This is a genomic window from Nonomuraea cypriaca (genome assembly GCF_015645445.1).
GTDB lineage: Bacteria > Actinomycetota > Actinomycetes > Streptosporangiales > Streptosporangiaceae > Nonomuraea > Nonomuraea cypriaca.
This window is the reverse complement of record NZ_JADOGI010000131.1, coordinates 1-21,784: the sequence shown is the minus strand read 5'-3', so window position 1 is coordinate 21,784 and position 21,784 is coordinate 1. Positions and strand designations below refer to the sequence as shown.

Sequence of the window (21,784 nt, the reverse complement as noted above, 5' to 3'; positions counted from 1 at the left end):
CTTTCACCTGGCCCAGCGGCGGAAGGCATGGATCCATTCGGCTCCGGCCGGTGGCGGGTCTGGCAGTGGCAGATCGAGGATGCCGATTGCCTGCTTGTGCTCGCCATGGCGGCAGATCGCCACGATGCCACTCCCGACCAGGAAGTCGATCGCGGTGACGGTGACCTGCAGGCCGAGCACGGTGGTTTCGAACGGCACCGCTAGGTTGTCGCCGATCATCACATGGAAGCCGGAGAGCTGCTCTTCATCGTCGTAGGCGTCCACGATCGCCTGCTCGATCAGTTCATCCAGATGATCATCAGGGGGGCGGCGAGTCACAGAAGCACACGATACTCCTGCGAGGAAATCCTGGTGATCACATTTGGGCAGAGGGAATGCTGGACTGTCAGGGCTGTGCAGGAGTGATGTCGGTGTGTGGGAAGTCTTCGCCTTTGAAGAGCAGGGGCTGGTCGAGGTCTTTGGCGAGGGCGTAGGCGAAGCAGTCGCCCATGTTGAGCTTGGCCTTGGAATTGTTGCCCTTGCCATAGGTCTGGTACGCCCGGCGCGCGATCCTCACCTGATGGGGTGTTACCGGCTCGATGATGAGGCCCATCTCATCAACGAGCGTGTCGAAGGCGTTGCGCATGGCCTCACCACGGTTGTCTGCCACGACCCTCCCAGCCCGAACTCCATCACGAGGCGGCCGAGGCCACCTACGGATTAAAGCCGGCTTCGGTGATGATCTGGAAGCGCAGCCCGTCCATCAGGTGATCGAGCGCGTGCGGGTCCTCGCCGTACCGCTCAGCCGGCGAAGAGGGGTCGAAGGAGACGATCATGCGCCGGTCGCGGGCGTAGATGAAGTAAGCGTTGATGTCCATGCTGAAGCCAAGGGCCTGGCGGCCGTCTTCGGCGATGGAGCGCACGACTTCGCGGTCGGCCTGCGCCGGTACGATGCCGGTCCAGTCGTTGACCTCGCCCACCCAGCGAGATCCGTCGTCGATGGCGTGGTCGAGGATCTCGCTCAGGTGACATGGGGTTCTGGTGGCGGGGTCCATGCCGAAGGTTCGGGCGAGGGTGTCGAGGCCTGCCCCCTTGACCCAGATGGCGGTGAAACCCAGTGCCCACAGGTCCATGTCGCTGTCGAGCCCGTCGGTGAAGAGGGTGGAGACCAGAAGGTCGTGCAGGTAGGTCCGTGATTGCATGGCGGCCTCTCGGAGGAGGGAGCATCCTGTGGGACGCCCCCTTCTGAACGGTGGGTTAGTACATGGCTTGCTTCGTTCTTTACGAAGAAGGCGTGGGTGGTGCGCCGTCCTTGATCCTCACGTAGAAGGCGTTGCCGGGCTTATCTCGTAGTCCTCCTTCGGGGTTGGATCGGGGAGCACGCGATAGCGGGCGTAGAAGGCACTTAGCCCTGATCCACCGCGTGATTTCTCCTGATCATGTTCTGGTCGAATTGCTCGATGAGGAGCGTGTCCCCGGGTGGGAGCCTGGTTTCCGGCGTGAGGATACCGCCGCGCGCCGTTCGCGGCTTGTCCATGGGTGCGGGGCGGGGGCGGAGGTGGGCGCTGGAGCGGCGCGGGTGACCGGCGAGGGTCATCGAGTGGAGCGGTGACCTGGGGTTTTGGCGGGTCATGCCGCGTGGGCTGGTGGTGGGTTGCGTGGAAGGCGTTGGCCCATGCGTATTGCCAGGGCCAGTACCGGGACAGGTGGACGACCACGTGGCGGCGGCCGTGTCGGGCTATGCGGGCGGGAACGCCGATGAGCCGGCGGCGCACACCGGGCGCGCCTCTCCGACGGCGGTGCCCTGCTGGCCAGTGTCGGGCTTGGGCTGGGGAACTGTCTGCGGTTTGGGTTGCAGGAGTTCCTCGATGCCGCAGCCGAGCACGGCGCAGATCACATCCAGTTCGTCCAGGCGGACGCTGTTGGGCTGCCCGGACCACAAGCCCGACATCTTCCCCGCCCTGATGGTCATGCCGCGGCCAGCGAGCATGCGGTGCAACTCGCTGGCCTTCCAGATGCCGCGGTTGGCCGCGGCCAGGCGCAGGTTCCACTTCATCGCTGCTGTGCTCCTCGATGGTGCGACGGGATGTCGAGCTGTGGTGGGATCATCTGATCCTGCAGGCCACACGCGCGCAGCACCGTGGCGGCGACCAAGCCGATGTTGGCGCGGTCCAGCCCGGTCAGCGCGTCGGACAGGTCGACCGGGACGGCCCTGGCGATGCTCGCCGCGATCAGCAGTATCCGCCGCTCGCCGCCGCTGCACGGCAGCCGCCCGGCGGTCAGGGCCGCGATCGCCTCCGGCCAGTCGATGAACGCTCTCGCGCTGGCCACGCTGTAGTCGATGGTGATGAACGCGTCGGTGAAGTCAGCCCGGCGCAGCCAGTAATCATGGTCGATGAGCAGTTCGACGCCGGCCTGGAGGTGGGTCAGCGGTCGGCGTGGGGTCCGGTGAACGGTCGCAAGCCGGGCGCCGTGGGAGGCGGCGACTCCAGCCGATCTGGCGGGATGTGCATGGGCGGCGGCAGTAGAGTAGCGGTAGTCTAGGAAGATCGGGGGTCAAGGTGCCGGTCAGGGTCTGCGTACTGGGAGAGATCCGGCTGGTGGACGCGGGCGAAACCGACGTGATCAGGTCCGCCAAGCAGCGGCTCGCCCTCGGAGTTCTGGTGTGTCATCGGGGTAAGGCCGTCTCAGCCGATCGGCTCATTGACGCGCTGTGGGGCGACGATCCGCCCACCTCGGCCATGGCAAACCTCCGCTCCTACATTTCCAAGCTCCGCAAGCGGGCGGGGGACTGCATCGAAGCCTGTCCTGGGGGATATCGGCTGCTGCTGAAACCTGGCGAAACCGATCTGGATCAGTTTGAATTCCTGGCAGAAAAAGGACACCAGGCCGGGCAGCAAGGTGATGCCGACGCCGCAGCTCGCTTGTCCACCGAAGCGCTGGCGCTCTGGCGAGGACCCGCTTTCGGCGAACTGTGTGATCACCCGATGGTGGGTGAAGAGGCCGCCCGGCTGTCCGAACGGCGCCTGTCCGTCATCGAACAGCGCATCGACGCTGATCTGGCACGCGGACATCACGACGGATTGACCGCCGAGCTGACCAAACTGGTCGCCGAGCATCCGATGCGGGAACGGTTCCGAGCTCAGCTCATGCTGGCCCTGTATCGGTCTGGACGGCAGGCGGAGGCCCTCGAGGCGTACCACCAAGGCGCGCGGTTGCTGGCCCAGGAACTCGGGGTCGACCCCGGTCAGCATCTCCGCGACCTTCATCAGTCCATCCTCACCGAAGAACCCGCCCTCGCGGCGCCTGCCCCGGACACGGCAACCCGCTCGGGCGTCGCTCCCGTCCCGGCTCAGCTTCCCGCGGATCTGGCCGTGTTCACCGGCCGTGCCCAGAAGCTGGTGCGGCTGCGCGCCGATCTGCTGGAAGCCGGTGACGCAGTGGCGATCTCCGCGATCAGCGGAGCCGGCGGAATCGGCAAGTCCGCCCTCGCGATCCATTTCTGCCACCAGGTCTCCAACTGGTTCCCTGACGGGCAGCTCTACCTGAACCTCCAAGGCACCACCCCTGACGCCAAACCCCTGAAACCGATCGACGCCCTCGGCCGGCTCCTGCGCGCCCTCGGCATGGACGGATCGGCGATCCCTCTCGACGTCGAGGAGGCAGCGGCCCACTACCGGACACGCACGCACGACAAACGCATGCTGATCATCCTTGACAATGCCTACGACACCGCTCAGATCCGGCTGCTGATTCCGGGCAGCCCCACCTGCGCGGTGATGATCACCAGCCGGCTGCCGCTGTCACTGGACAATGCCCACCATCATGTGCTCAACGTGCTGACTCCCGATGAGGCGGTCGAGTTGCTGGCCGGGCTCCTCGGCGAACAACGGGTGACCGACGAGCCGCGGGCGGCAGCGAGGGTCGCCGCCTTGTGCGCGCATTTGCCTCTGGCCATCAGCATCGCCGCCGCCCGGCTCAACGCGCGCAAGACCTGGAGCCTGGCCAAGCTCGCCGAGCGGCTGGAAGCCGAGGATCAGCGGCTCTCGGAACTGGTTCACGACGATCGAGCGGTCCGAGCCAGTCTGTCGGTCAGCTATCGCGATCTCGATTATCCCCAGGCTCGCGCCTTCCGGCTTTGTGCGTTGCCCGGCGGGCCGGACCTGGACGTGGACGCCGCAGCTGCCTTGCTGGACCTGTCCGAGCCCGCCACCGAGGATCTTCTCGACCACCTCGTGGACCTCGGTCTGCTCGAAAGCCGCGCTTCCGGTCGCTACCGCTACCACGACCTGATTCGCCTCTACGCCCACGAGCAGACCGCCCACCACGACCCCCCGATAGAACAGGACCAAGCGCTGCACCGGCTTCTCGCCTACTACACGGCTGCTGCGCGGATGGCCCGCCAAACCGCCGAACGAAATTGGACCCTCCCCAGCTCCCTCCTGCCGCTCCAGAGATCCGGTCGTACCTTTTCCGACGTCGACGCGGCCAAGGCGTGGCTTCAGCACCACGGTCCGCACCTCGTCAATTCGGTGGAAGCGGCCATCCGGCGCTCCAGTTCGCTCGGCCTTGCCGCAGATCAGCTTTACGCCCTGGAGTGGCTGAAGTACAACGGCCTCGACTGGGGCGGGCTTGATCACATCGTGCGAAGCGTCGCTGACGCCGCTGTCCGCAACGGCGACCAACGTAGCGAGACCATCGCCCGATACCACCTGGGCAACCACTATTACACCCTGTCACGCCCGTCCGAGGCCGCGATCGAACTCCGTCGTGCGGCCGAACTCGCCAACGCGGGAAATGACCTCTACCTTCTCGCCGAGGTCCGCCATATGGAAGCGGTGCTCAACCTCACGCAACGGCGCATCACAGAGGCCATCAGCGCCGGTCAGGAGGCCGCTGATCTTTATCACTCATGCGGGAATCTCAAGGATGAGGCCTTCGCCCGCAGCCATCTTGCCCGCTGCTATCAGCAGGCGGGCCGCCACGACCAGGCCCGCGCGGCACTCGACCGAGCCGCCGACGTGGCCCGCCAGGCCGACAACCCGATTGCCCTGGGCGCCGTTCAATACGCTCGCGGCATCAATCAGCGCGATGCGGGCCAGCATGACCTGGCCATCGCCGCGCTCACCGAGGCGCTCGACCTGTTCCGGCAAGCAGGAAACCTGGCCGGCGGGGGCAACATCCTCTTCCACCTCGCCGAAACCCACCGGCAGGCGGGCCGACACCGGGAAGCCGCCGGCGCCGCCGAAGAATGCCTCACACTCGCCCGCCGCATGTGCGACGAATACAACGTCGCGCGCGCGTTGACCGTACTTGGCCGATCCCACACCGCCCTGGGTGAACACCAGCTGGGCCGCGCCCACCTCGAAGAGGCCCACAAGGCCCTCAGCAGGCTCGGCGCACCAGAAACCGAGGATATCCACCAGCTTCTGACGCCTTCGGCTGAATAACTGCCCGATTTCGCACACGCCGAATGTTTCGCGGTACGTGATCGGGGCGGCGCCGGCAAGTCGCCGGAAATGCGGACGCAGTTACCTCGCCAATCTTCCGGGCGCCACGCCCGAGTCGTGTTCGCTGCCCTGGCTCATCGAAGTCGCATCCCAGTACGACGTCGCCGGTCAACACACCTGAGGGCCTGTCAACGTCAGGCCTTGTGCTGACGCCTGGGCAATGACCTGTTCTATGCGCTCCAGCGGCCAGCCGAGTTCCTTCGCTATCGACGAGGGTGCCGTCGTACCATCACAGCTTTCAAGTATCTCCTTGATGTCTTTTGGGATGGATCGCACGCGGACCCCCTGATCGCCTTGGCGCCGGATCAGATAGTGCGTTTCTGTCCAGGACACGGTATGCGGGTCCTTATAGTCGAGCACCATACGTCGCACCTCGGTGACTGCGGAGCCGAAGGTCGCCATGACGACGTCGGGATGCACTCGCGGATGTGCCGAATTTGCGACGGGCGAGGCTTCGGTGCGAGCCATCAGCTCGTGCATGATCCATTCGAATTGGAGGAGATCTGCCATGACCTTTCCGCCGGGCATACCACGAACCTCCGACACGATGGCGGGGACCCTGGACCAACACTCGTCAGTCGATTCGGCAGCATGCATACCCGATCGGATGGTGAGCCGGGTCAGCCGACCAGTCCCTGGTTCATTCCTCTCCCAGAGAATCAGCGCCTCTAGGATGTGGAGTCCAAACCAACGCAACCGTTTGGCGAGCGCGAGGTTGGCCGCGACCGCCAGGCGATGCTGATCCACCCCAGCCAATGCGCGGGCATCGGCTCGATCATGACCATAATGGCTCGCGAAGCGCTCAGGATCTTCCGCGAAGGCCACGGCCAGGCCGGGGTCGGCCAGAAGTCGTGCGAACAACAGCTGCCTCCCTTGCCCGCTGCTCATGACATCTCCTGCGAGAGAACCGCCCTGGCCCGCGTCAGGTCATCCATGATCTCCTGGAAGTCGTCCGGGAACCGATCATCCCGCTCGATGAGAACGCCCTGCGGCGGGTTACGCTCCGCAAGCACGCGCAACAGGTGGAAGACGTCGTCGCCCACGGGCGCATCGTGAGAGTCCAAAAGCATGCCCCCGGCACTGGCGCCCGGCCCGTTGCCGGCGAGATGGACCTGGATGACGCGCTCCAAGGGTATTTCGGCCAGGAATTCCTGAGCATCGAAATCGTGATTGATCGCATTGAGTGCGAGGTTGTTCAGGTCGAGGAGCAGCCCGCAATCACTTCGCTCGAGAACCTCGGTGATGAACTGGGGCTCGCTCAGGCCGCCTCGCGGGTCGACATAGTAGGTTATGTTTTCCAGCAGGAAAGGCCGACCCAGCCTGTCCTGTACGGCTTGCACGGCCCCGGCATGTTGACGATTTGAGTGCAGCTGATCCGATTGGCGCCGGTCTCACAGGGTGAACAGCCCGAGGAGTCGATCGGGTATATGGGTGTAGTGCCTGCGGGCGTGGGCGATGTTGACGTGGCCGCGTTGACGGAAGGCGCTGATGACCAGGTTGCGCAGGGAAGCCAGGACGTGGGGCAAGTGTGCGGTCCTGGCCTGGCAGTCGTCCTCACGGAAGGTGCGATCGCGGACGTAATGCCCGGAATTTTCCACGCTCCAGTGCTGACGGACGTAGGTGTTCAGGTGCGCGGGACCGGCCACATCCGGGGGCGCGTTGGTGATCCCGTAGGCCACTTCCTTGCTCGAACCTTTCCTATCCAGGTCGGCGACGTGCCGCACGATCCGAAAGATCTGGGCCGAGTGCGGGAAGTCCAGGCCGGCAGCAGGGGCGGTCCGAATCGTGCGGGACTCGATACGGCCGTGTCCCCGGTCGGCCTCGGTATGACCGGTGCCGGCCCGCTCATGCTCGGTATCGGTCCCAGCGGCCAACCTGGCCTGCGCTGCGGCCAGGAGCGTGGGCTGATTCTCCTTGAGCACCAGCACGTAATAGCAGCCGAAGTCCTCACTGATCTGCCGGGCGCTCTCGCGGGCCGTGTGGAGTGCGTCGGCGGTGATGACGGCAACATCGCTGCCACCCAGGCAGTCGGCCAGCAAAGGCATGAGTTCGGGAACCTCATTGGTCTTGTCGGCGATTCGCCGCTGCCCCAGCACCACGCCCCGGGTGTGATGCAACAGCGACAGCAACTGCGGGGCGCCGGCCTGCCCGTGACCCGCGCACGCCACGCACGGTTTTGCCGTCAGCCGCTCCCGCCTGGAGCATTCCCGCAGGGCGGGGCCGTTCCCGCTCGCGTTGACACCGGCGGCGGGCCTCACGTTCACGCCCGCCGGCAAACCCAGCCTCTGCCCGGATCGGCTCCTCAGCGTCCATCCCCTGACCGCTCCCCGCCTGCGCCGACGCGCGAAGGTCACGGACGTCGTCGCAACCGGCCAGGTAAGCGCTGGTGTGCCGGTCCACCTCGTCCCCGTCGGTCTGAGCCAGGACCCGGCGCATGGTGCGTTCGCTGGGCGGATAATGCAGACCGGTGAACGGATCGCGCCTGCACCCCAGCCCGGCCAAGATCTCCTGCGAGGCGTCATCGGCCCAGTGGCTGATCGCGGTCACCGTGTCCCCTCCCACCCTCGCCGTGCCACACGCGGCCACTGCCAGGATCGACTCCAGGGAATGCAACGTGTTGTAGATGGCACGCTTGTCATAGATCGCGCGGAATCGAGCCAGCAGTCCGCCGCCACCACCACGAATGGATGGCGCGTCATCGCCCAAGCCGACACCTCTGGCGGGGTAAGTCGGCGATGATAGGGCAGCAGTGGGCACGATTCCCCCTGGAGATCGGTTGTGTGAGAACTCCGATCTTGGGGAGTCGTGCCCCTTCTCATGCCCGAATTGGTGCAGAGATTACCGGCCGCGACAGTCATCGTCGGCCACACGCAACGAATCAAACCAGGTCAAATCCATAACATGCCGGGGCCGTGCGGTCCCGAGTAGAGCGAGTCGGGTTAGGCGAACGGCTGTGGCCATGGATTCAATTCCTTCTCCTCGAGAACCCGATAGCCCATGCGCCGCGGCGCATCGTAAAGCCGTGGATGCCCTTTGAATTGGGCCAAGGGATCCAGGCTCATCGGCTGCATATCGGCGATGATGATGTTGATCGCGGCCAGTCCCACGTCGTGCAACTCCTGGGTGGTCCGGTTGACTGCGATGGGACGCATACCTGCGCTGGTCAAAGTGGTGACGAGCCGGTCGAGGGCCTCTGCCGGCGCGTCGGGAAGCGACGGAAGCGCTTGGCCTTCGGGTTTACGGCGTCCAGTCAGCAAGAAGTCGAACGCCGCGGCGCGGTCGGGTCGGGCCATGTATCGGGCACCGTCAACGATGTTCTTGAACGAGGCGACCTCCTCTGGCGGCTCGTCTCCGAAGCTGTGCACATGCTGATAAACGCCATGGGCTTCGTAGATGGCTTTCTCTGCCGCGGCTGTGAGATTCCGCCCCGCGCCGGCGCCGACAACGCGCCGAACGTCCCTGTCATGGTCGGCCGCGATCACACAGTAGGCGGTGGGTACGCCGATATCCGTGGTGGCGTCGAGGAGATGCACATCGAGAAACCGCATCGCGCACCACTGGATGAGTTCTCGCGTTCGATGTGACCAAAGGTTCTCGTCGAGCGCCGGTAGCGACAGCCGCTGTAACCAGAGGACCGCGTTGGCGTCGCGCTCAGCAACCTCGCAGATTCCCCGGACAAGAGCCTCGACGGGGTCCGTGTGCACGGCGTACCCGGTAGAGATCCGATATACAAAACGCTCGGCGGGGACGGTGCCGGAGAGGTGGTAGCAGGCCATGGCCGCCGGCACCCAGACATCCTCTCCGGAAGCGAGATCAGTGCCCCGAACCCAGCGGATGCGCGCGTCCGGATCGAATCGCGTCACACGACATCCGGGATCAGCGAGCTCCTGGTCCGAGCATCGCGGATATCGAGCGGGCTCCAAACAGTCGTCGCCCAGTTCCGCCGCGCTCGCCCAAATCCGTTCCTCCCCCACAATGTCCCAGGCGGCGTAACGCTCGGCGCCCTCTGCGATCGCGATGAATCTGGCCGCAGCTGCGTCATCCCAGGCCAATCCACTGCACAGGTTGGGGTCATGTCTGTGATGGCCGTGCCCGGACTCTCCGCTACCGATAGATGCGCTACCGATCTGCAACCGGGGTGGCTGCTCGGCGGCCACCCCTGCAACCGCCCAGGCGGCGACGCCGACGGGAGAAACAAGTTCGTCGAGCATGGCGGGATTCATGATTGCACCGGATCTCATCGTGCCGTGTTTCCGTCGTAGTGAGCAGGTTCAATGGTCGCAGAATAACGATCGGCGGTCTTATTCGGCCACATCTCTGCCGCAGCGTACATTCGGCATATCGCGGATGCAGACTGCATACATCTCCCTTTGTGAGCGATTGGGCGTCAATATTAGCTTTATCGCGCCATCCTCGACGTCCTCCTCGGCATTGTTCAGGGCGGCGTACGCGGGTGCCTCCAACAGAACTGCTCGGTCGATGCATGGGCCGCGCTCGCCCCACAGCCGCGCAGGCGCATGGTCGCTTCATCCTTCGGGCTCCCGTTTCGTCAAAGGTCTAGCGCCGCCCGCTTACCTCAACGCCTGCGAAGACCCTAGAAAGAGCGCGCATAAATCACGCATACGGAAAGGGCTCTGCGCTTGGCTCAGGGCGTGGAAGGTTCTTTGGTGCGCCTTGGCGAGCAGGAACGGTGGCGGCCACCAAGGCGCGGATGGAAAAGACCAGCGACGCGGCAGCCACCAGGGTGCAAGTACTCAGGCAGCAGCGCCGCCGTTTGCCCAGCCGAGATCTGACCGGTGTACCGTGAGCCTTAGAAGGCTTAAGCGGCTCGAGCTCCTGCAGAACATGCTCGACCCCGTCACGGTACGGTTCCTCGAGGTCACCGGCGTGCGGCCTGGCCTTTCGCTGCCTCGACTTGGGCGCTGGAGCCGGCTCGATCTCGCACTGGCTCGGCAGATATGTCGGCCCTACCGGCCACGTCGTCTCCGTCGACCTGAGCACCGACCACCTCCTCGAGCGGCCGGGGGTCGAGGTGCACCGCCACGACATCAACGATGGCCTGCCTACAGACGGACCTTTCGATCTCATCCACGCCCGCCTTCTCCTGCTGCACCTGCCACGCCGCCGGCAGATCCTTCGATCCCTCGTCGACGCACTAGCCCCAGGTGGCTGGCTGGTGCTCGGGGAGTTCACCGGCCGCGAGAACAGGGTTCTGTGGGCGACCACCGAGGATGACAGGAAGCTGTTCGAGCGCGTGCAACGCATCGCTCACACCGTCGTGGGCACTGCTCGCGGAGTCTCCTTGGAGTGGGCTCGCATGGCCGACTCGGGTCTGGTGCACATCCACAGCCAGGAACGCTCCCGGACGACCACCGGAGGCACCACGGGACGCATGCTGCACCGCAATTTGGCCCTGCAGGCCAAGCCGCTGCTACTGGCCGCCGGTCTCACCGAGATCGAGCTGAAGCGCTATTGCGACCTGATGCAGGATCCTCACTTCCGTGCCTGGTTCTTCCAGACTTCTGTCAGCTTATGTAGTCGAATGTCCGGAATCTGCTGGGCACCTCACCGTACCATGCCCTGGGACGCCAACTGCCCAAACGCACCGCTCACGACCTGGTTGTTTGCCGTGCGCCGCATAGGCATTGTCAGTAGATCGTCTGAAACGTATGCACGTTTTATGCGCGGTCCGCACAAACTGTGTAGCCACCCGGGTTGCCGGGAGTGGGCTACGTACGTCGGTGACATCACCTGCCGCCTGCAGCAGATCGGGAGACCGGGGCTTTATTGTCTGGAACCCGGCGCTGGCGGGGACGGCGGCGGAGGAGATCATGTACTTCAAGATTCTCGGACCGCTGAGTGTGGAACGTGACGGGAGCGAGATTCACCTCAGGGGGAGCCTTCAGCACGTCGTCCTGGCGGCTCTACTGCTCGACGCCAACCGGATCGTGCCCGTCAGCAGACTGATCGAGGCCGCGTGGGGTGAGGCGCCTCCAGAGACCGCCCGAAACCAGATCCAGATCCGGGTCTCTGCGCTGCGCCGTACGCTCGGCGACGACGCTCAGCCCTACAACTTCTTCATCACAAGGCCGCCCGGATACCTGATCAAGGTGGGGCCGGGGCGGCTCGATGTCGCCGACTTCGACGAGCTGATCGATAGGGCGCAGCAAGAGGAACCCGAACAGGCGGCCAAGACCCTGCGCAAGGCGTTGGCACTCTGGCGCGGACCCGCGCTGTCCAACGTCAGCAGCGATCTTGTCCAGACGATCGCGCACGGCCTGGACGAACGGCGTCTGCTCGCTCACGAGCAGTGCATCGAGTTCGAACTCGCGACGGGTTTCCACCAGCAACTGGTCGCCGAACTGCGCGGTCTCGTGCAGGACAATCCGCTGCGCGAGCGGCTGCACGGGCTTCTCATGCTGGCGCTTTACCGCTCGGGACGGCAGGCCGAGGCACTCCAGGTCTACCGCAGCTACCGGGGCATGCTGCTCGACACGCTCGGTCTGGAGCCCGGCGACGAGCTCCGCCGGCTCGAGCTGGCCATCCTCAACCAGGAGTCCGAACTCGGAAGTTTTCGTGTGGCGACGTGGCAAACGCCAGTCCCCAAGCAGCTCCCTCCGGTGATCTCACACCTCGCGGGGCGCGACGCGGAGCTGTGCCGCATCTGGTCGTTGCTCGACGGGACGCGCGCGGGCGCAGCACTGCCGATCGCCGCCGTCTTTGGCCGGGCGGGTGTCGGCAAGACCGAGCTGGCTCTTCAGGCGGCCCACCGGCTGGCGCCGGCGTACCCCGATGGGCAGCTCTACATCGACCTGCAAGGCGGTGAGCTCCACCCCGCCGACGTGCTGAGCCGGTTCCTCCGCGCCTTGGGCGTTTCGGCGGTGCCGGCCCAGGCGGAGGAACGCGGTGCCTTGTTCCGCTCCACGATCGCAGACAGCCGCGTGCTCATCTTGCTCGACAACGCAGGCTCGTTCGAGCAGATCTGGCCGTTGCTGCCGGGCGGAGCGCCCTGCGCCGTTCTGATCACCAGCCGCCATCGTCCCATCGGGCTACCTGAGAGCCAGGTCATCCGCCTCGACGTGCTCGACGGGCAGGGTGCCGTCGAGCTGCTCACACACGACATCGGCACACGGCGCGCCGCCCTGGAGCCCGAACCGATCCGAACGCTCGCCGAGCAGTGCGGCGGGCTGCCCCTCGCGTTACGCATAGCCGGCGCGCGCCTGGCCGTACGGCCGCAATGGACTGTCCAGACACTGGTGGACCTGCTTGGCGACTCCCGCCACCTGCTCGACGTACTCAGCCATGGCGACCTCGAAGTGCGAGCCATCCTCGACGTCAGCTACCACGGCTTGTCGTCCGAGGCGCAGAAGCTGTTCCGGCGGCTCGCACTGCTCGACAGCCCGCAAAGCGCCGTCTGGCTCGGTGCGGCGCTGGTCGGAGGTGACGACGTGGAAGGCGCGTTCGCCGAACTGGTCGAAGCGTCACTGCTTGTCCGTAGGGGCACAAGTATTTCATTCACGACCTGGTACGGGTCTACGCGGCCGAGCGGGCTGCGTCCGAAGAGACCCCCGAGCAGCGCCAGGTCGTGGTGGAGCGTGCCTGTGCCGTCTTCCTCTCCCTGGCCGATCAGGCGCACCAGCGTTACTACGGAGGCTGTTTCACCCTCCTGCGCGGCAAGGCCCTCGACGGTCCGCAGGATGTCGCCCTGACTGACGCGGTGCTCGGGGACGACCCGCTCGGATGGCTGGACAACGAGCGGGTGACTATCTTGACGACCGTACGGCAGGCCGCCTCGTACGGTCTCGACGAGCTCAGCTGGAACATCGCGATGACCGCCATCACGCTCTTCGAGACTCACGGGTACTACGACGAGTGGCGCACTCTGGCCGAGACCGCGCTCAAAGCCTGCCGCCGGGCGCACAACAGGCGCGGCGGCGGCGATGATGTACTCACTGAGCACGCTTGCCTGCTTCCAGCAGCGCTACGGCGAAGCGCAGCCCCTGCTGCTCCAGGTGATCGACGTCTTCGAGGAGATCGGCGAGGTGCACGGCATGGCTCTCACGTTACGCAACCTTGCTCTCTCGCAGCAGGTCAGAGGCGAGCTCGACACGGCGCTCGAAAGATACAGCCAGGCCCTCCCTCGGCTCGAAGCCGTAGGAGACAGGGCTGCGGAAGGCCACGGCCTGGTGAGCATCGCGGCCATCCATCTCGAAGAGGATCGGCTGGAGGAGGCCGAGCCGCTGCTGGAACGGGCATTGGAGATATTCAGGGGGAGGGTGTGCAGCGAGGCGAGGCCCAGGCACTGAACCGCCTCGCCAAGCTCTCCTTGCGGCGCGGCGACGCACAACGGGCGCTGGAGGCATTTGAAGCTGGACCGGTATCGGGGCTGGTTCCTCGACGATCGCCTGGTCTTCAGGTTCGGGTTCGTGCAGGTCAGCGCGGTGAGCGCGAACGGTGTTCTCGACCGCGACGCACAGGTTGTTCCACAAATGCCAGCGATCCGCAATCCGGGTCGCCTCGGGTGCACCTTCCCTGGCTCCTTCGGCGTAGCCGCCGGCCCGGTCCCGCAGATCACCTCGACTCCCGGGTGTTCCCGAAGCCATTGCGCCAGGACATCACCGGTCCGGCCGTCCAGCACATCGATCGGCCGGTGCGATCCCATATCGATCAAGATCGTTGCATAGGAATGGCCTCGTCTCTTCGTGAAATCGTCGACCCCGAGCACTGTGACCTGCCCGATCTCCGGATCGGGCAAAGCTCGGATCAGCTGGATCAGCGTGTCCTTGGACGCCGTCACGCCCAACGCCCCGGCCAGCCGTGAACCCGCGCGCCCAGCCAGTGCGAGCGCGACCGTCTCCAGCAGCCCGCGCAGTAGCGGAGTGCGGTGCTGGTGCCACTGGGTCAGCCCGGGTACCTGCTCGGCGAACGTCTCCGACTCGCACGAGCCGTTGACACAGAAGAAGCGGCGGACCTCCAGCTCCACCTGGACCCGTCGCCCAGCACACGCCAGGTCCCGCAGCTGTCGCCGATACCGTGAATGGACCCGGCCCGACGGCACCCCGCACGCCCTGCAAGACGCCTCCGCGCCCTGAGTCCTCGCCTTGACCAGCACCTCATCGTCGGCCACGGTCACCGCCTCGACCTGGACATCCTTCAAGTGCGGCAGAAACGAATACAACAAATCAAGACAGCAGGCTTCCCCGCCCGCCAGCCGGTGCAGCACAATGACCCTTCGCGGCCGCTCGTAGTTGATCAAGTTCTTGGCGAACCAGATCATTACGGAGCGGCCGCTCCCGCATGCGCCCTGTTACTCAATTGCGATCACTCGGACGAGGGGCCCATATCACCGAACGTCACAGGTTCACGATTTCTGCGCCAGAGCCGCAGTTGTATGGATTGCGGGCAGCCGGAGTGCCCTCACCGGGCTTGGGTGCGGCTCTTCCTCAGTGGTACAGAGTCTGAGCTGGGCTTTTGTGGTCATGGCTGGTTGATTGGGGTGCCGCCTTCTACCGTGGGTGCAGGCGTGTAGGGCGGTGGGACGGTGGGTTCGCTGCTGGAGGAGCTGGCGCGGCGGGAGGCTATGGCCCGGCAGCGGCTCGAGGAGATCCGGGAGCAGATCACCGCGTTGGAGTCACGGTTGGAGGCCGAGCAGGGCCGGTTGTCGCGGTTGGTGATCACTCGGGAGACCGTGGAGGAGGTCTTGGGTCAGAGCGAAATTGTGAGTTCCTTTCTGTCGCATACGGCGGCATATTTGAGCGAAGAACTGCGCCGCGACAGCTGGGTGGCAGTGCCCGGTCCAGGCCGGTGACGTGCAGGGTCTTGAGCAGCAGCAGGCTCCCAGCTCGGTGCCGTCGGCGGAGACGATGATCGTGCGGTCAGAGGCGATAGTCTTCACGTGAAAAGTGCTTCTCGATCTGGCGCGGACAGGACTCTGGACAAGCCCCATCCTCCCAGCTCGGAAGCACTTTTCTCATGTAGTTGATCAACCCTTGCGAAATTCACCACGAAAGCCCGAGGCTAGAACATAAGGCACAATCTCCTCAAATCAAACGCCCTCTCAGAACGCGGTCCTACGCCGCCAGGTCCCACGGGTGCGGTACAACCCAGCGGATCGCCTGTGGTTCGCGGCACTCTCGCACCTGATACCCCGTCAGCGCTGGGGAAAGATCTTCCCGATAACCCCGGCCACACTGCTGGCCTGGCACCGCACACTCGTGGCGAAGAAGTGGGACTACAGCAAACGCCGCCGCCCCGGACGACCACCCACCGCAGCTGCCGTCAAGACCCTCATCCTGCGCATGGCCGCAGAAAACCCGAGGTGGGGCCACCGGCGCATCCACGGCGAACTGACCCGCCTCGGCCACAAGATCGCCGCTTCTACCGTGCGGATGGTCGGAGGTTCACCGGTCGGGCTATCGGCGCGGCTGGATGAACAATCCCGGCTCGGTCTCGACGAGGATGCTGCGGCTGGCCAGGCGTTTGAGCTTGGCGCGGACGTTCTGGATGGCATTCTGCGTCAGCGGCAGGTCCATGGCCATGGCCAGGTCGCGGGTTCGCAGGGAGCCGCCGGCCTCGCTGAAGACGGTGAGGATCTGCTGGTAGGCAGGGTGATCGGGGATCGCGGGAGGAGTTGCGGCCGGCTCAGCCGGGTCAGGGTCCTCCTCAGCGAGGGAGATGAGGGTCTTGCGGCTGATCCGCAGGTGCTCGATCTGTTCGCTGAGTTCGTCCAGATGCGCGGTCAGAGTGTCGATCTCCGCCTGGGTCTGCTCGATCTGGCAGGTCAAGGCGTGGACAAGATCACGAAATATGATCCCAGTCGACCCGGCCGGGCCGCTCGGCGCCCTGGGCTCTTCCGCCCACCGGACGAAGGGCTCTCCGCTGGTAGTGATTCGAGTTCTTGAGCCCCACAAGGTCAATGACCGCTTCAACAGGTCGGGCAGGTCAGCCATCTGGGTGGACAGCCGGGCGGCGACCCGGTCCGCGGTCCGGTCGTAGGGGATACGGACCAGCATCAGGAACCTGGCAGTCCGGTCGACCAGCGTCGCGACCTGCGACTTCCCGGACTTCCCGATGATGAGATCCCCCTCCCAGTGGCCGGGCACGGCACGGTCGGCGGCCTCCGCCGGCCGCTCGCTGATGTTGACCATGTCCTTGACACGGGCCTGCTTGAGACGAGTCGAGCCCCGCGGACGCCGCTGAGCCCGACCTTGGCGCAACGCCACCTTCAACTCGGTCGCCAACTCGCCCCTGGCCTGCAGATACAGGGTCTGATAGATCGTCTCGTGAGACACGCGCATCCTCGGCTCGGCGGGAAAATCCTCCACCAGCCTGCCCGCGATCTGCTCCGGAGACCACTCCTTGGCCAACCCCGCCGCGACCTCGTCATGCAACCGCCGATCAGAGACCAGCTTGCTCACCTTCGGCCGGGCGACCAGCGACTCGGCCCGCTCCTGCGCCGCATGCACCCGATAAGCGTCCCGCCCGCCGTTCCTGCCAACCTCCCGCGACACCGTCGACGGAACCCGCCCGATCCTCGAAGCGATCGCCCGGAATGACAGATCCTCACAGATACCCCGCAAGATCTCATCTCGTTCCACCACCGACAATGGCCCGCCCGACACGCAAACTCCCCATCAGTAACAATCAACCAAGATCATCCCATGGATGATGCACTGATCAGTTGAGGCCGCCGACTCCAGAGCGCGGCCCTCGGTCGGATCGGCCGTCCCCCAATGACAGCGGTTCCTCATCGACCCCGACAGCCCACTCAACCACCGGCCGTTTTGGATCCGTCTTATTTCCTCCCCCGAGGGCGTCGACTACAGGGACGCTGCGTGGGTGTCGCCGCTGTCGGCGTGCCCGCGCAGGTCGCGGCGCGCGTTCGGCAGGGTGCCGAGCAACAGGGCGGCAACGATCGCGAAGCCGAACGGATAGCCGGTGTACGCGGCCAGCAGGCCGAAGCCGACCGCGCCGATTCCCATCCCGGCGTCGAAGGCCAGGTTCCACAGCATGCTGGCTCTGCCGAACTGCTCACGGGGCACCCGGTCGAACATCAGGGTCAGCGTGACGTTCTGGGCGATGCCGAACCCGATGCCGAACAGTGCCATCCCGATGATCACTGCGACCGGGCTGTCGAGCCTGACCTGCAGGGCGATTCCTGTCGCGGTGAGGATCAGGGCCGGGAGGAGCAGGCGGCGCGAGCCGTACCGATCGCTGGACCGGCCCGCCCACCAGCGGGCCAGCGGTGTCGTGATCGACTGAGCTAGCAGGGCGAGTGAGGCGTGGCCGGCGTCTCCGGCCACCGGCAGGAAGGTCACCACGACGCCGGTCGCGACCGTCACCGTAGCGAAGATCATGATGGGCGCTGTCAAGTTACCGAGCCGGGCGAACCCCACGTCGGCTCGCACCGGCCTGGTGGTCGGTACGACCGCCAGCGTGAGCAAGCTGAGCAACGGCAGGATCCCCGCGACGAGGAACACCGGCGAGTGGCCGAATCGCTCAGCCGCCCACAAGCCCAGCGGCAGGCCGATGACCGAGGGGACGCCAACCGCCACGCCGTACACCCCGAGGCCCTCGCCGCGCCGCTCGGCCGGCACCAGGTCGGCTACCAGCGCGGTGCCCACCACCACGAGAACGCCCAGACCCGCGCCGCGAAGCAGGCAGACCGCCAGCACCAGGCCGAGGGTGGGAGAAAGCGGCAAGGCCAGGGCGGGTGCTCCCAGCAGCACCAGGCCCAGCGCCACGACCCTGCGGTACCCGAGCCTCGCCAGCAGGTACGGGACGGCCAGCTCCAGCAGCACGGTGGAGAGCATCATCGCCCCCGTCGCCAGGCCGGCGCCCAGGCCGCCCGCGCCGGCCGTGGCGGCGTAGCTCGGGACAACGGAGACAAGCAGATAGAAGCCGAACATGCCGCCGACTGACGGGGCCATCGAAAGGTACAAGGAGCGCGAGAGCATGCCCGCCAGCCTCGTAGCAGGCGGAGCATTACACATCAGGCAAGATACGTAGCTGCCTCTTCATACACTGAGGGGGTGTTCGTGGGGCGGGAGGCCGAGTTGGCGGTTCTGGCGGCCGCGCGCGCTCGCACGCCTTGTGCGGTCGTGGTCGCCGGTGAGGCGGGGATCGGGAAGTCGCGGCTGGTCGGCGAGTTCGTCTCGAGAGCTGACGCGTTGGTGCTCAAGGGTGCCGCGGATCCCGGCGGGCCGGCCTACGCGCCGTTGGTGACTGTGCTGCGGCGTCTGGTGCGGGAACTCGGCGTACGGCAGGTGGCGGAGCTACTACCCGGCGGCGGGCGGATGGCCTTGGCCAGACTGCTGCCTGAGCTCGGGCAGCCGCCGGAGCCGGACCGCGCCCGCCTGTTCGAGGAGATCCTGCTCCTGCTCGAACTGGCCGCTGAGCAGCGAGAGATCGTGCTGGTGCTGGAAGACCTGCACTGGGCTCACGCACCCGCCCGTGACTTGCTGGTCTTCCTGTTGCGTAACATCCTCCAGCCGGGTGTCCTGGTCATCGGCACCAGCCGCGCCACCAGGCGGCTGTGGCCGTTGCTGCGGCTGGACAACGTGGAACTGCTGACGCCGCCGCCCATGGGTCGCGAGGAGGTGGCGCGCATGCTCGGCTGCCCGGCCGCTTCGGCCGAGGTCGAACACATCCTGCGGCGCAGCGAGGGCAATCCGCTGTTCGTGGAGGCGCTGGCCGACGCGGGTACGGCCACTCCGGGTCAGCTGCTCGACCTGCTGCTCGCCGGTGCGGAACGGCTGGCACCCGCAAGCCTCGGGCTGCTGCGCGCCGCCGCCGTCGCGGGACGCCGAGTCGAGCACACCCTGCTGCGCGCCGTGACCGACCTCAACGACCTGGCACTGGACGAGGCGCTCCGGCCCATCGTCCGTCGCCGGTTACTGCTGGTCGACGGAGACTGCTATGTCTTCAGACACACGCTGATCCGCGAGGCCGTCTACGACAACCTGTTGCCCGGAGAACGGAACCGACTGCACACCCGGTGCGCCGCCGCACTGGCCGACCAGCCAGAACGCGCCAGTGACCACTGGTACGCCGCGGGAGACAGAAAACGGGCTGCCGAGACGGCCTGGCAGGCCAAGAGGTACGAGCGGGTCCTGGAATTGTGGGCCGGTCCAGCCATGGACGGCGCAGACCACGCGCGCGTGCTCGAACTGGCCGCCGAGACCGCCCTGCACGCCGGAGCGGCCGAACGCGCCGAAGCCCTTGCCACCTCCGCGCTCCGCGAAGTCGACACCGCCCGAGCGCCTGAACGGGCGGCACACCTGCTGACGCTCCGGGTGGCCGCACGCGACCAACTCGGCGAGGACGGGCTCGACGATCTTCGCGAAGCCGTACGGCTCGCGCCGGGCTCTCCCCGGCTCATCGGCGCCCTGGCCACCTCGCTCGCCTGGCACGGGAGGCATGACGAGGCGCGTATGTATGCTGAGCAGGCCAGCGAACAGGGCGACACCAGGTCACTGATCATCCTGGCCACCCTGGCCGCGGTCGACGGCGCCATGGACGTTGCCTCGGCCATCTTCGCCAGAGCCAGAGCCGAGGCGAGCGATGACGACACCGTTCTCACCGCCATCGCCGGCGAAGCCGATGCCCTGGAGGCGGCGGGAAAGCACACCGAGGCGGCGGCCGTCGCACATCGGGGCATGGCGCAGGCACGGAGCATGGGGCGGGCCCGGTCGCGCGGCGCGCTGATCGCCGCGAACCTGGCCGAACCCCTTGCCTCGCTGGGCCGGTGGCAGGAGGCTCGCCAGGTCGTCGCCGCCGCGCTCGCGCTCGATCCGCCGCCGCTCTACCGGGCGTGGCTCCTCATGGTGGCGGGCACGGTGGCGGTCTGGGAGGGCGACCTGGCGGTGGCCGCCGACGCCGTATGTCAGGCCCGTCCGCTCATGCGCGGCCGCTCGCGCGGGGAGGACTCCTGTCTTGAACCCGACCTGCTCGAATGCCGTCTCGCCCAGGTCGAAGGAGACGCCGACCGCGTCCACCGCTTGATCGGTCACGTGCTGGCCGCGCATGACCTGTCGCAAAGTCACCGCTACGCGTGGCCGCTGCTGACCATCGCGATCCAGGCCAGCGTACGGCTCTCCTTGCCCCTGGACCGTATCCCTGCCACTGGGCGCCTCCAGCAGGCACACCGTGCCACGTTCGACGCCGAACTCGACGGCGGGTCATGGGAGCAGGCCGTGGCGCGCTGGCGGTCGGTCGGGCAGCCACACGCCTTGGGTCAGGCGCTGCTGCGAGCCGGTGAGCACGCGTTGCGGGCCGGTGACCGGCGAACGGCGCGGGCGCGTCTGCGTGAGTCCGCCTCGATCGCCGCCTCGCTGGCGGCGCGGCCGCTGAGCCGGCAGATCGAGATGATCACGACGGCCGGCAAGGTGGACCTCGCGCGGGACGCCTCTTTGTCCGTACGCGAGATCGAAGTGCTCGGGCTGGTCGCCGAAGGGCTCAGCAACCGGCAGATCGCCGAGCGCCTGTTCATCTCGCCGAGGACATCCGGCGTCCACGTCTCCAACATCCTGGCCAAACTCGGCGTATCAACCCGGATCGAAGCGGCGACCGTCGCTCGGCGCCGGGGTTTGCTCTAGGAACGCTTACTGATGGGAAATTGGATTACCGGACTAATTGAGCCGTTCGCCGGACTGCGAGTGCCGAAATTACGTCCGATGGCCTGACCTGCAAGTCTTTGATACACAAAGATCAACACTTAAGCAGATGCTCAAATGGTGTTGAGCAGACGCTCAATCGAATTGAGCGGCTGCTCATGCTTGTCGGGCTTAAAGCCGCTATCATGCGGAACCTGTCAAACCGGCTGAGACGTCAGGCTACTTGCGTGGTTTGTGGTGAGTTGTCGATCTGTAGTGGCATGAGTGGCTGGTTGATCCATACCTTGGTCGGCAGAGGCGGTGGGTAGGGACGCCGACCTCGGCGGCGAGCTGGTCGGCGGTCAGGCCGCGTTCCAGCATCGGGCCGATCTCGCCGATGATCTGGGCGAGGTTCACCATGCCGACCCGGGGCAGGGCGCGGAACAGGAACGCGTAGGGGTGCTCGTCCAGCGCTGTGCTGAGAGCGGCTTCGAGGTCGGCGATACCGCGGGTCAGGGCGCGGACCTGCTCGACCTGCGTGGTGATCGGGGTGGTGACGGTGTGGCGGCCGATCCGGCTAGTACTACATGCCTAGATCGCGTTCAGCGATCGTCCGGTTTCTCAGCGTGAGATGGCTGGGGTGTGTGACCGTATCGTCATGCCCCAGCCTCAGGAATACGCAGGCGCGGTGACAGCCGCGGA

The 21,784-nt window shown here is 66.1% G+C and carries 18 protein-coding genes and 2 pseudogenes; 7 read left to right on the top strand and 13 right to left on the bottom strand.

The window, feature by feature from the left end:
• Window positions 1–3: 3 nt before the first annotated feature.
• From ITP53_RS34330 to ITP53_RS34310, 5 genes are all read right to left on the bottom strand, one after another.
• Window positions 4–318 carry a calcium-binding protein gene (locus tag ITP53_RS34330; protein ID WP_328816677.1) on the bottom strand — a complete coding sequence of 105 codons (315 nt, stop codon included), beginning with the start codon at window positions 316–318 and terminating at the stop codon, window positions 4–6.
• Window positions 319–385: 67 nt separating this feature from the next.
• Window positions 386–649 (bottom strand): type II toxin-antitoxin system VapC family toxin, encoded by a 264-nt coding sequence (locus ITP53_RS60560; protein ID WP_328816675.1) that lies wholly within the window; start codon window positions 647–649, stop codon window positions 386–388.
• Window positions 650–692: 43 nt separating this feature from the next.
• Window positions 693–1,181, bottom strand: a complete 489-nt coding sequence (locus ITP53_RS34320) for a DUF6461 domain-containing protein (RefSeq protein ID WP_195899619.1) — start codon at window positions 1,179–1,181, stop codon at window positions 693–695.
• 536 nt (window positions 1,182–1,717) lie between these two features.
• Window positions 1,718–2,035, bottom strand: a complete 318-nt coding sequence (locus tag ITP53_RS34315) for a helix-turn-helix domain-containing protein (protein WP_195899618.1) — start codon at window positions 2,033–2,035, stop codon at window positions 1,718–1,720.
• Window positions 2,032–2,310: a hypothetical protein gene (locus ITP53_RS34310; RefSeq protein ID WP_195899617.1), complete on the bottom strand. Its 279-nt coding sequence runs from the start codon at window positions 2,308–2,310 to the stop codon at window positions 2,032–2,034. Before ITP53_RS34310 ends, ITP53_RS34315 begins: the two co-directional genes overlap by 4 nt.
• Window positions 2,311–2,540: 230 nt before the next feature.
• Between ITP53_RS34310 and ITP53_RS34305 the strand changes: the two genes are divergently transcribed.
• The gene (locus ITP53_RS34305; protein ID WP_195899616.1) at window positions 2,541–5,429 is read left to right on the top strand and encodes an AfsR/SARP family transcriptional regulator; all 2,889 of its coding nucleotides are present in this window, start codon (window positions 2,541–2,543) and stop codon (window positions 5,427–5,429) included.
• Window positions 5,430–5,597: 168 nt separating this feature from the next.
• Here the strand turns inward: ITP53_RS34305 and ITP53_RS34300 are convergent, their stop codons facing one another.
• From ITP53_RS34300 to ITP53_RS34280, 5 genes and pseudogenes are all read right to left on the bottom strand, one after another.
• The gene (locus ITP53_RS34300; protein WP_195899615.1) at window positions 5,598–6,377 is read right to left on the bottom strand and encodes a hypothetical protein; all 780 of its coding nucleotides are present in this window, start codon (window positions 6,375–6,377) and stop codon (window positions 5,598–5,600) included.
• A complete protein-coding gene (locus ITP53_RS34295) occupies window positions 6,374–6,829 on the bottom strand; it encodes a multinuclear nonheme iron-dependent oxidase (protein ID WP_195899614.1) in 456 nt (151 codons plus the stop codon). Before ITP53_RS34295 ends, ITP53_RS34300 begins: the two co-directional genes overlap by 4 nt.
• A gap of 51 nt (window positions 6,830–6,880) precedes the next feature.
• Window positions 6,881–7,747 carry an ISAs1 family transposase gene (locus ITP53_RS34290; protein WP_328816670.1) on the bottom strand — a complete coding sequence of 289 codons (867 nt, stop codon included), beginning with the start codon at window positions 7,745–7,747 and terminating at the stop codon, window positions 6,881–6,883.
• Between the two features lie 181 nt (window positions 7,748–7,928).
• Window positions 7,929–8,246 (bottom strand): annotated as a pseudogene (locus ITP53_RS61360) (hypothetical protein); the annotation flags it as partial.
• Between the two features lie 182 nt (window positions 8,247–8,428).
• Window positions 8,429–9,700 (bottom strand): YcaO-like family protein, encoded by a 1,272-nt coding sequence (locus ITP53_RS34280; protein ID WP_207756799.1) that lies wholly within the window; start codon window positions 9,698–9,700, stop codon window positions 8,429–8,431.
• A 704-nt stretch (window positions 9,701–10,404) separates the two neighbouring features.
• Between ITP53_RS34280 and ITP53_RS34275 the strand changes: the two genes are divergently transcribed.
• The 3 genes from ITP53_RS34275 to ITP53_RS34265 all read left to right on the top strand — a co-directional run bounded on the left by ITP53_RS34275 (window position 10,405) and on the right by ITP53_RS34265 (window position 13,795).
• A complete protein-coding gene (locus tag ITP53_RS34275) occupies window positions 10,405–11,361 on the top strand; it encodes a class I SAM-dependent methyltransferase (RefSeq protein ID WP_195899611.1) in 957 nt (318 codons plus the stop codon).
• Complete coding sequence (locus tag ITP53_RS34270) at window positions 11,321–13,198, top strand: AfsR/SARP family transcriptional regulator (protein ID WP_195899610.1); 1,878 nt, start codon at window positions 11,321–11,323, stop codon at window positions 13,196–13,198. Before ITP53_RS34275 ends, ITP53_RS34270 begins: the two co-directional genes overlap by 41 nt.
• Window positions 13,199–13,429: 231 nt before the next feature.
• On the top strand, window positions 13,430–13,795 hold the full coding sequence (locus tag ITP53_RS34265; protein ID WP_195899609.1) for a tetratricopeptide repeat protein: 366 nt from the start codon (window positions 13,430–13,432) through the stop codon (window positions 13,793–13,795).
• Window positions 13,796–14,088: 293 nt separating this feature from the next.
• Here ITP53_RS34265 and ITP53_RS61355 read toward each other — a convergent pair.
• Window positions 14,089–14,766 (bottom strand): annotated as a pseudogene (locus ITP53_RS61355) (transposase family protein); the annotation flags it as partial.
• 264 nt (window positions 14,767–15,030) lie between these two features.
• Between ITP53_RS61355 and ITP53_RS34255 the strand changes: the two are divergent.
• Window positions 15,031–15,297 (top strand): hypothetical protein, encoded by a 267-nt coding sequence (locus ITP53_RS34255; protein ID WP_195899608.1) that lies wholly within the window; start codon window positions 15,031–15,033, stop codon window positions 15,295–15,297.
• Between the two features lie 604 nt (window positions 15,298–15,901).
• On the opposite strand, the gene ITP53_RS34250 is transcribed toward ITP53_RS34255, so the two are convergent.
• Together ITP53_RS34250 and ITP53_RS34245 are read right to left on the bottom strand one after the other, a co-directional pair.
• On the bottom strand, window positions 15,902–17,086 hold the full coding sequence (locus ITP53_RS34250; RefSeq protein WP_328816681.1) for an IS30 family transposase: 1,185 nt from the start codon (window positions 17,084–17,086) through the stop codon (window positions 15,902–15,904).
• Window positions 17,087–17,308: 222 nt separating this feature from the next.
• Window positions 17,309–18,418, bottom strand: coding sequence for an MFS transporter (locus ITP53_RS34245; protein ID WP_207756798.1), 1,110 nt, complete (start codon window positions 18,416–18,418; stop codon window positions 17,309–17,311).
• 102 nt (window positions 18,419–18,520) lie between these two features.
• On the opposite strand from ITP53_RS34245, the gene ITP53_RS60555 reads away from it, so the two are divergent.
• Window positions 18,521–21,085, top strand: a complete 2,565-nt coding sequence (locus ITP53_RS60555; RefSeq protein ID WP_195899605.1) for an ATP-binding protein — start codon at window positions 18,521–18,523, stop codon at window positions 21,083–21,085.
• Between the two features lie 318 nt (window positions 21,086–21,403).
• Window positions 21,404–21,712: a hypothetical protein gene (locus tag ITP53_RS34235; RefSeq protein WP_195899604.1), complete on the top strand. Its 309-nt coding sequence runs from the start codon at window positions 21,404–21,406 to the stop codon at window positions 21,710–21,712.
• Window positions 21,713–21,784: the final 72 nt, after the last annotated feature.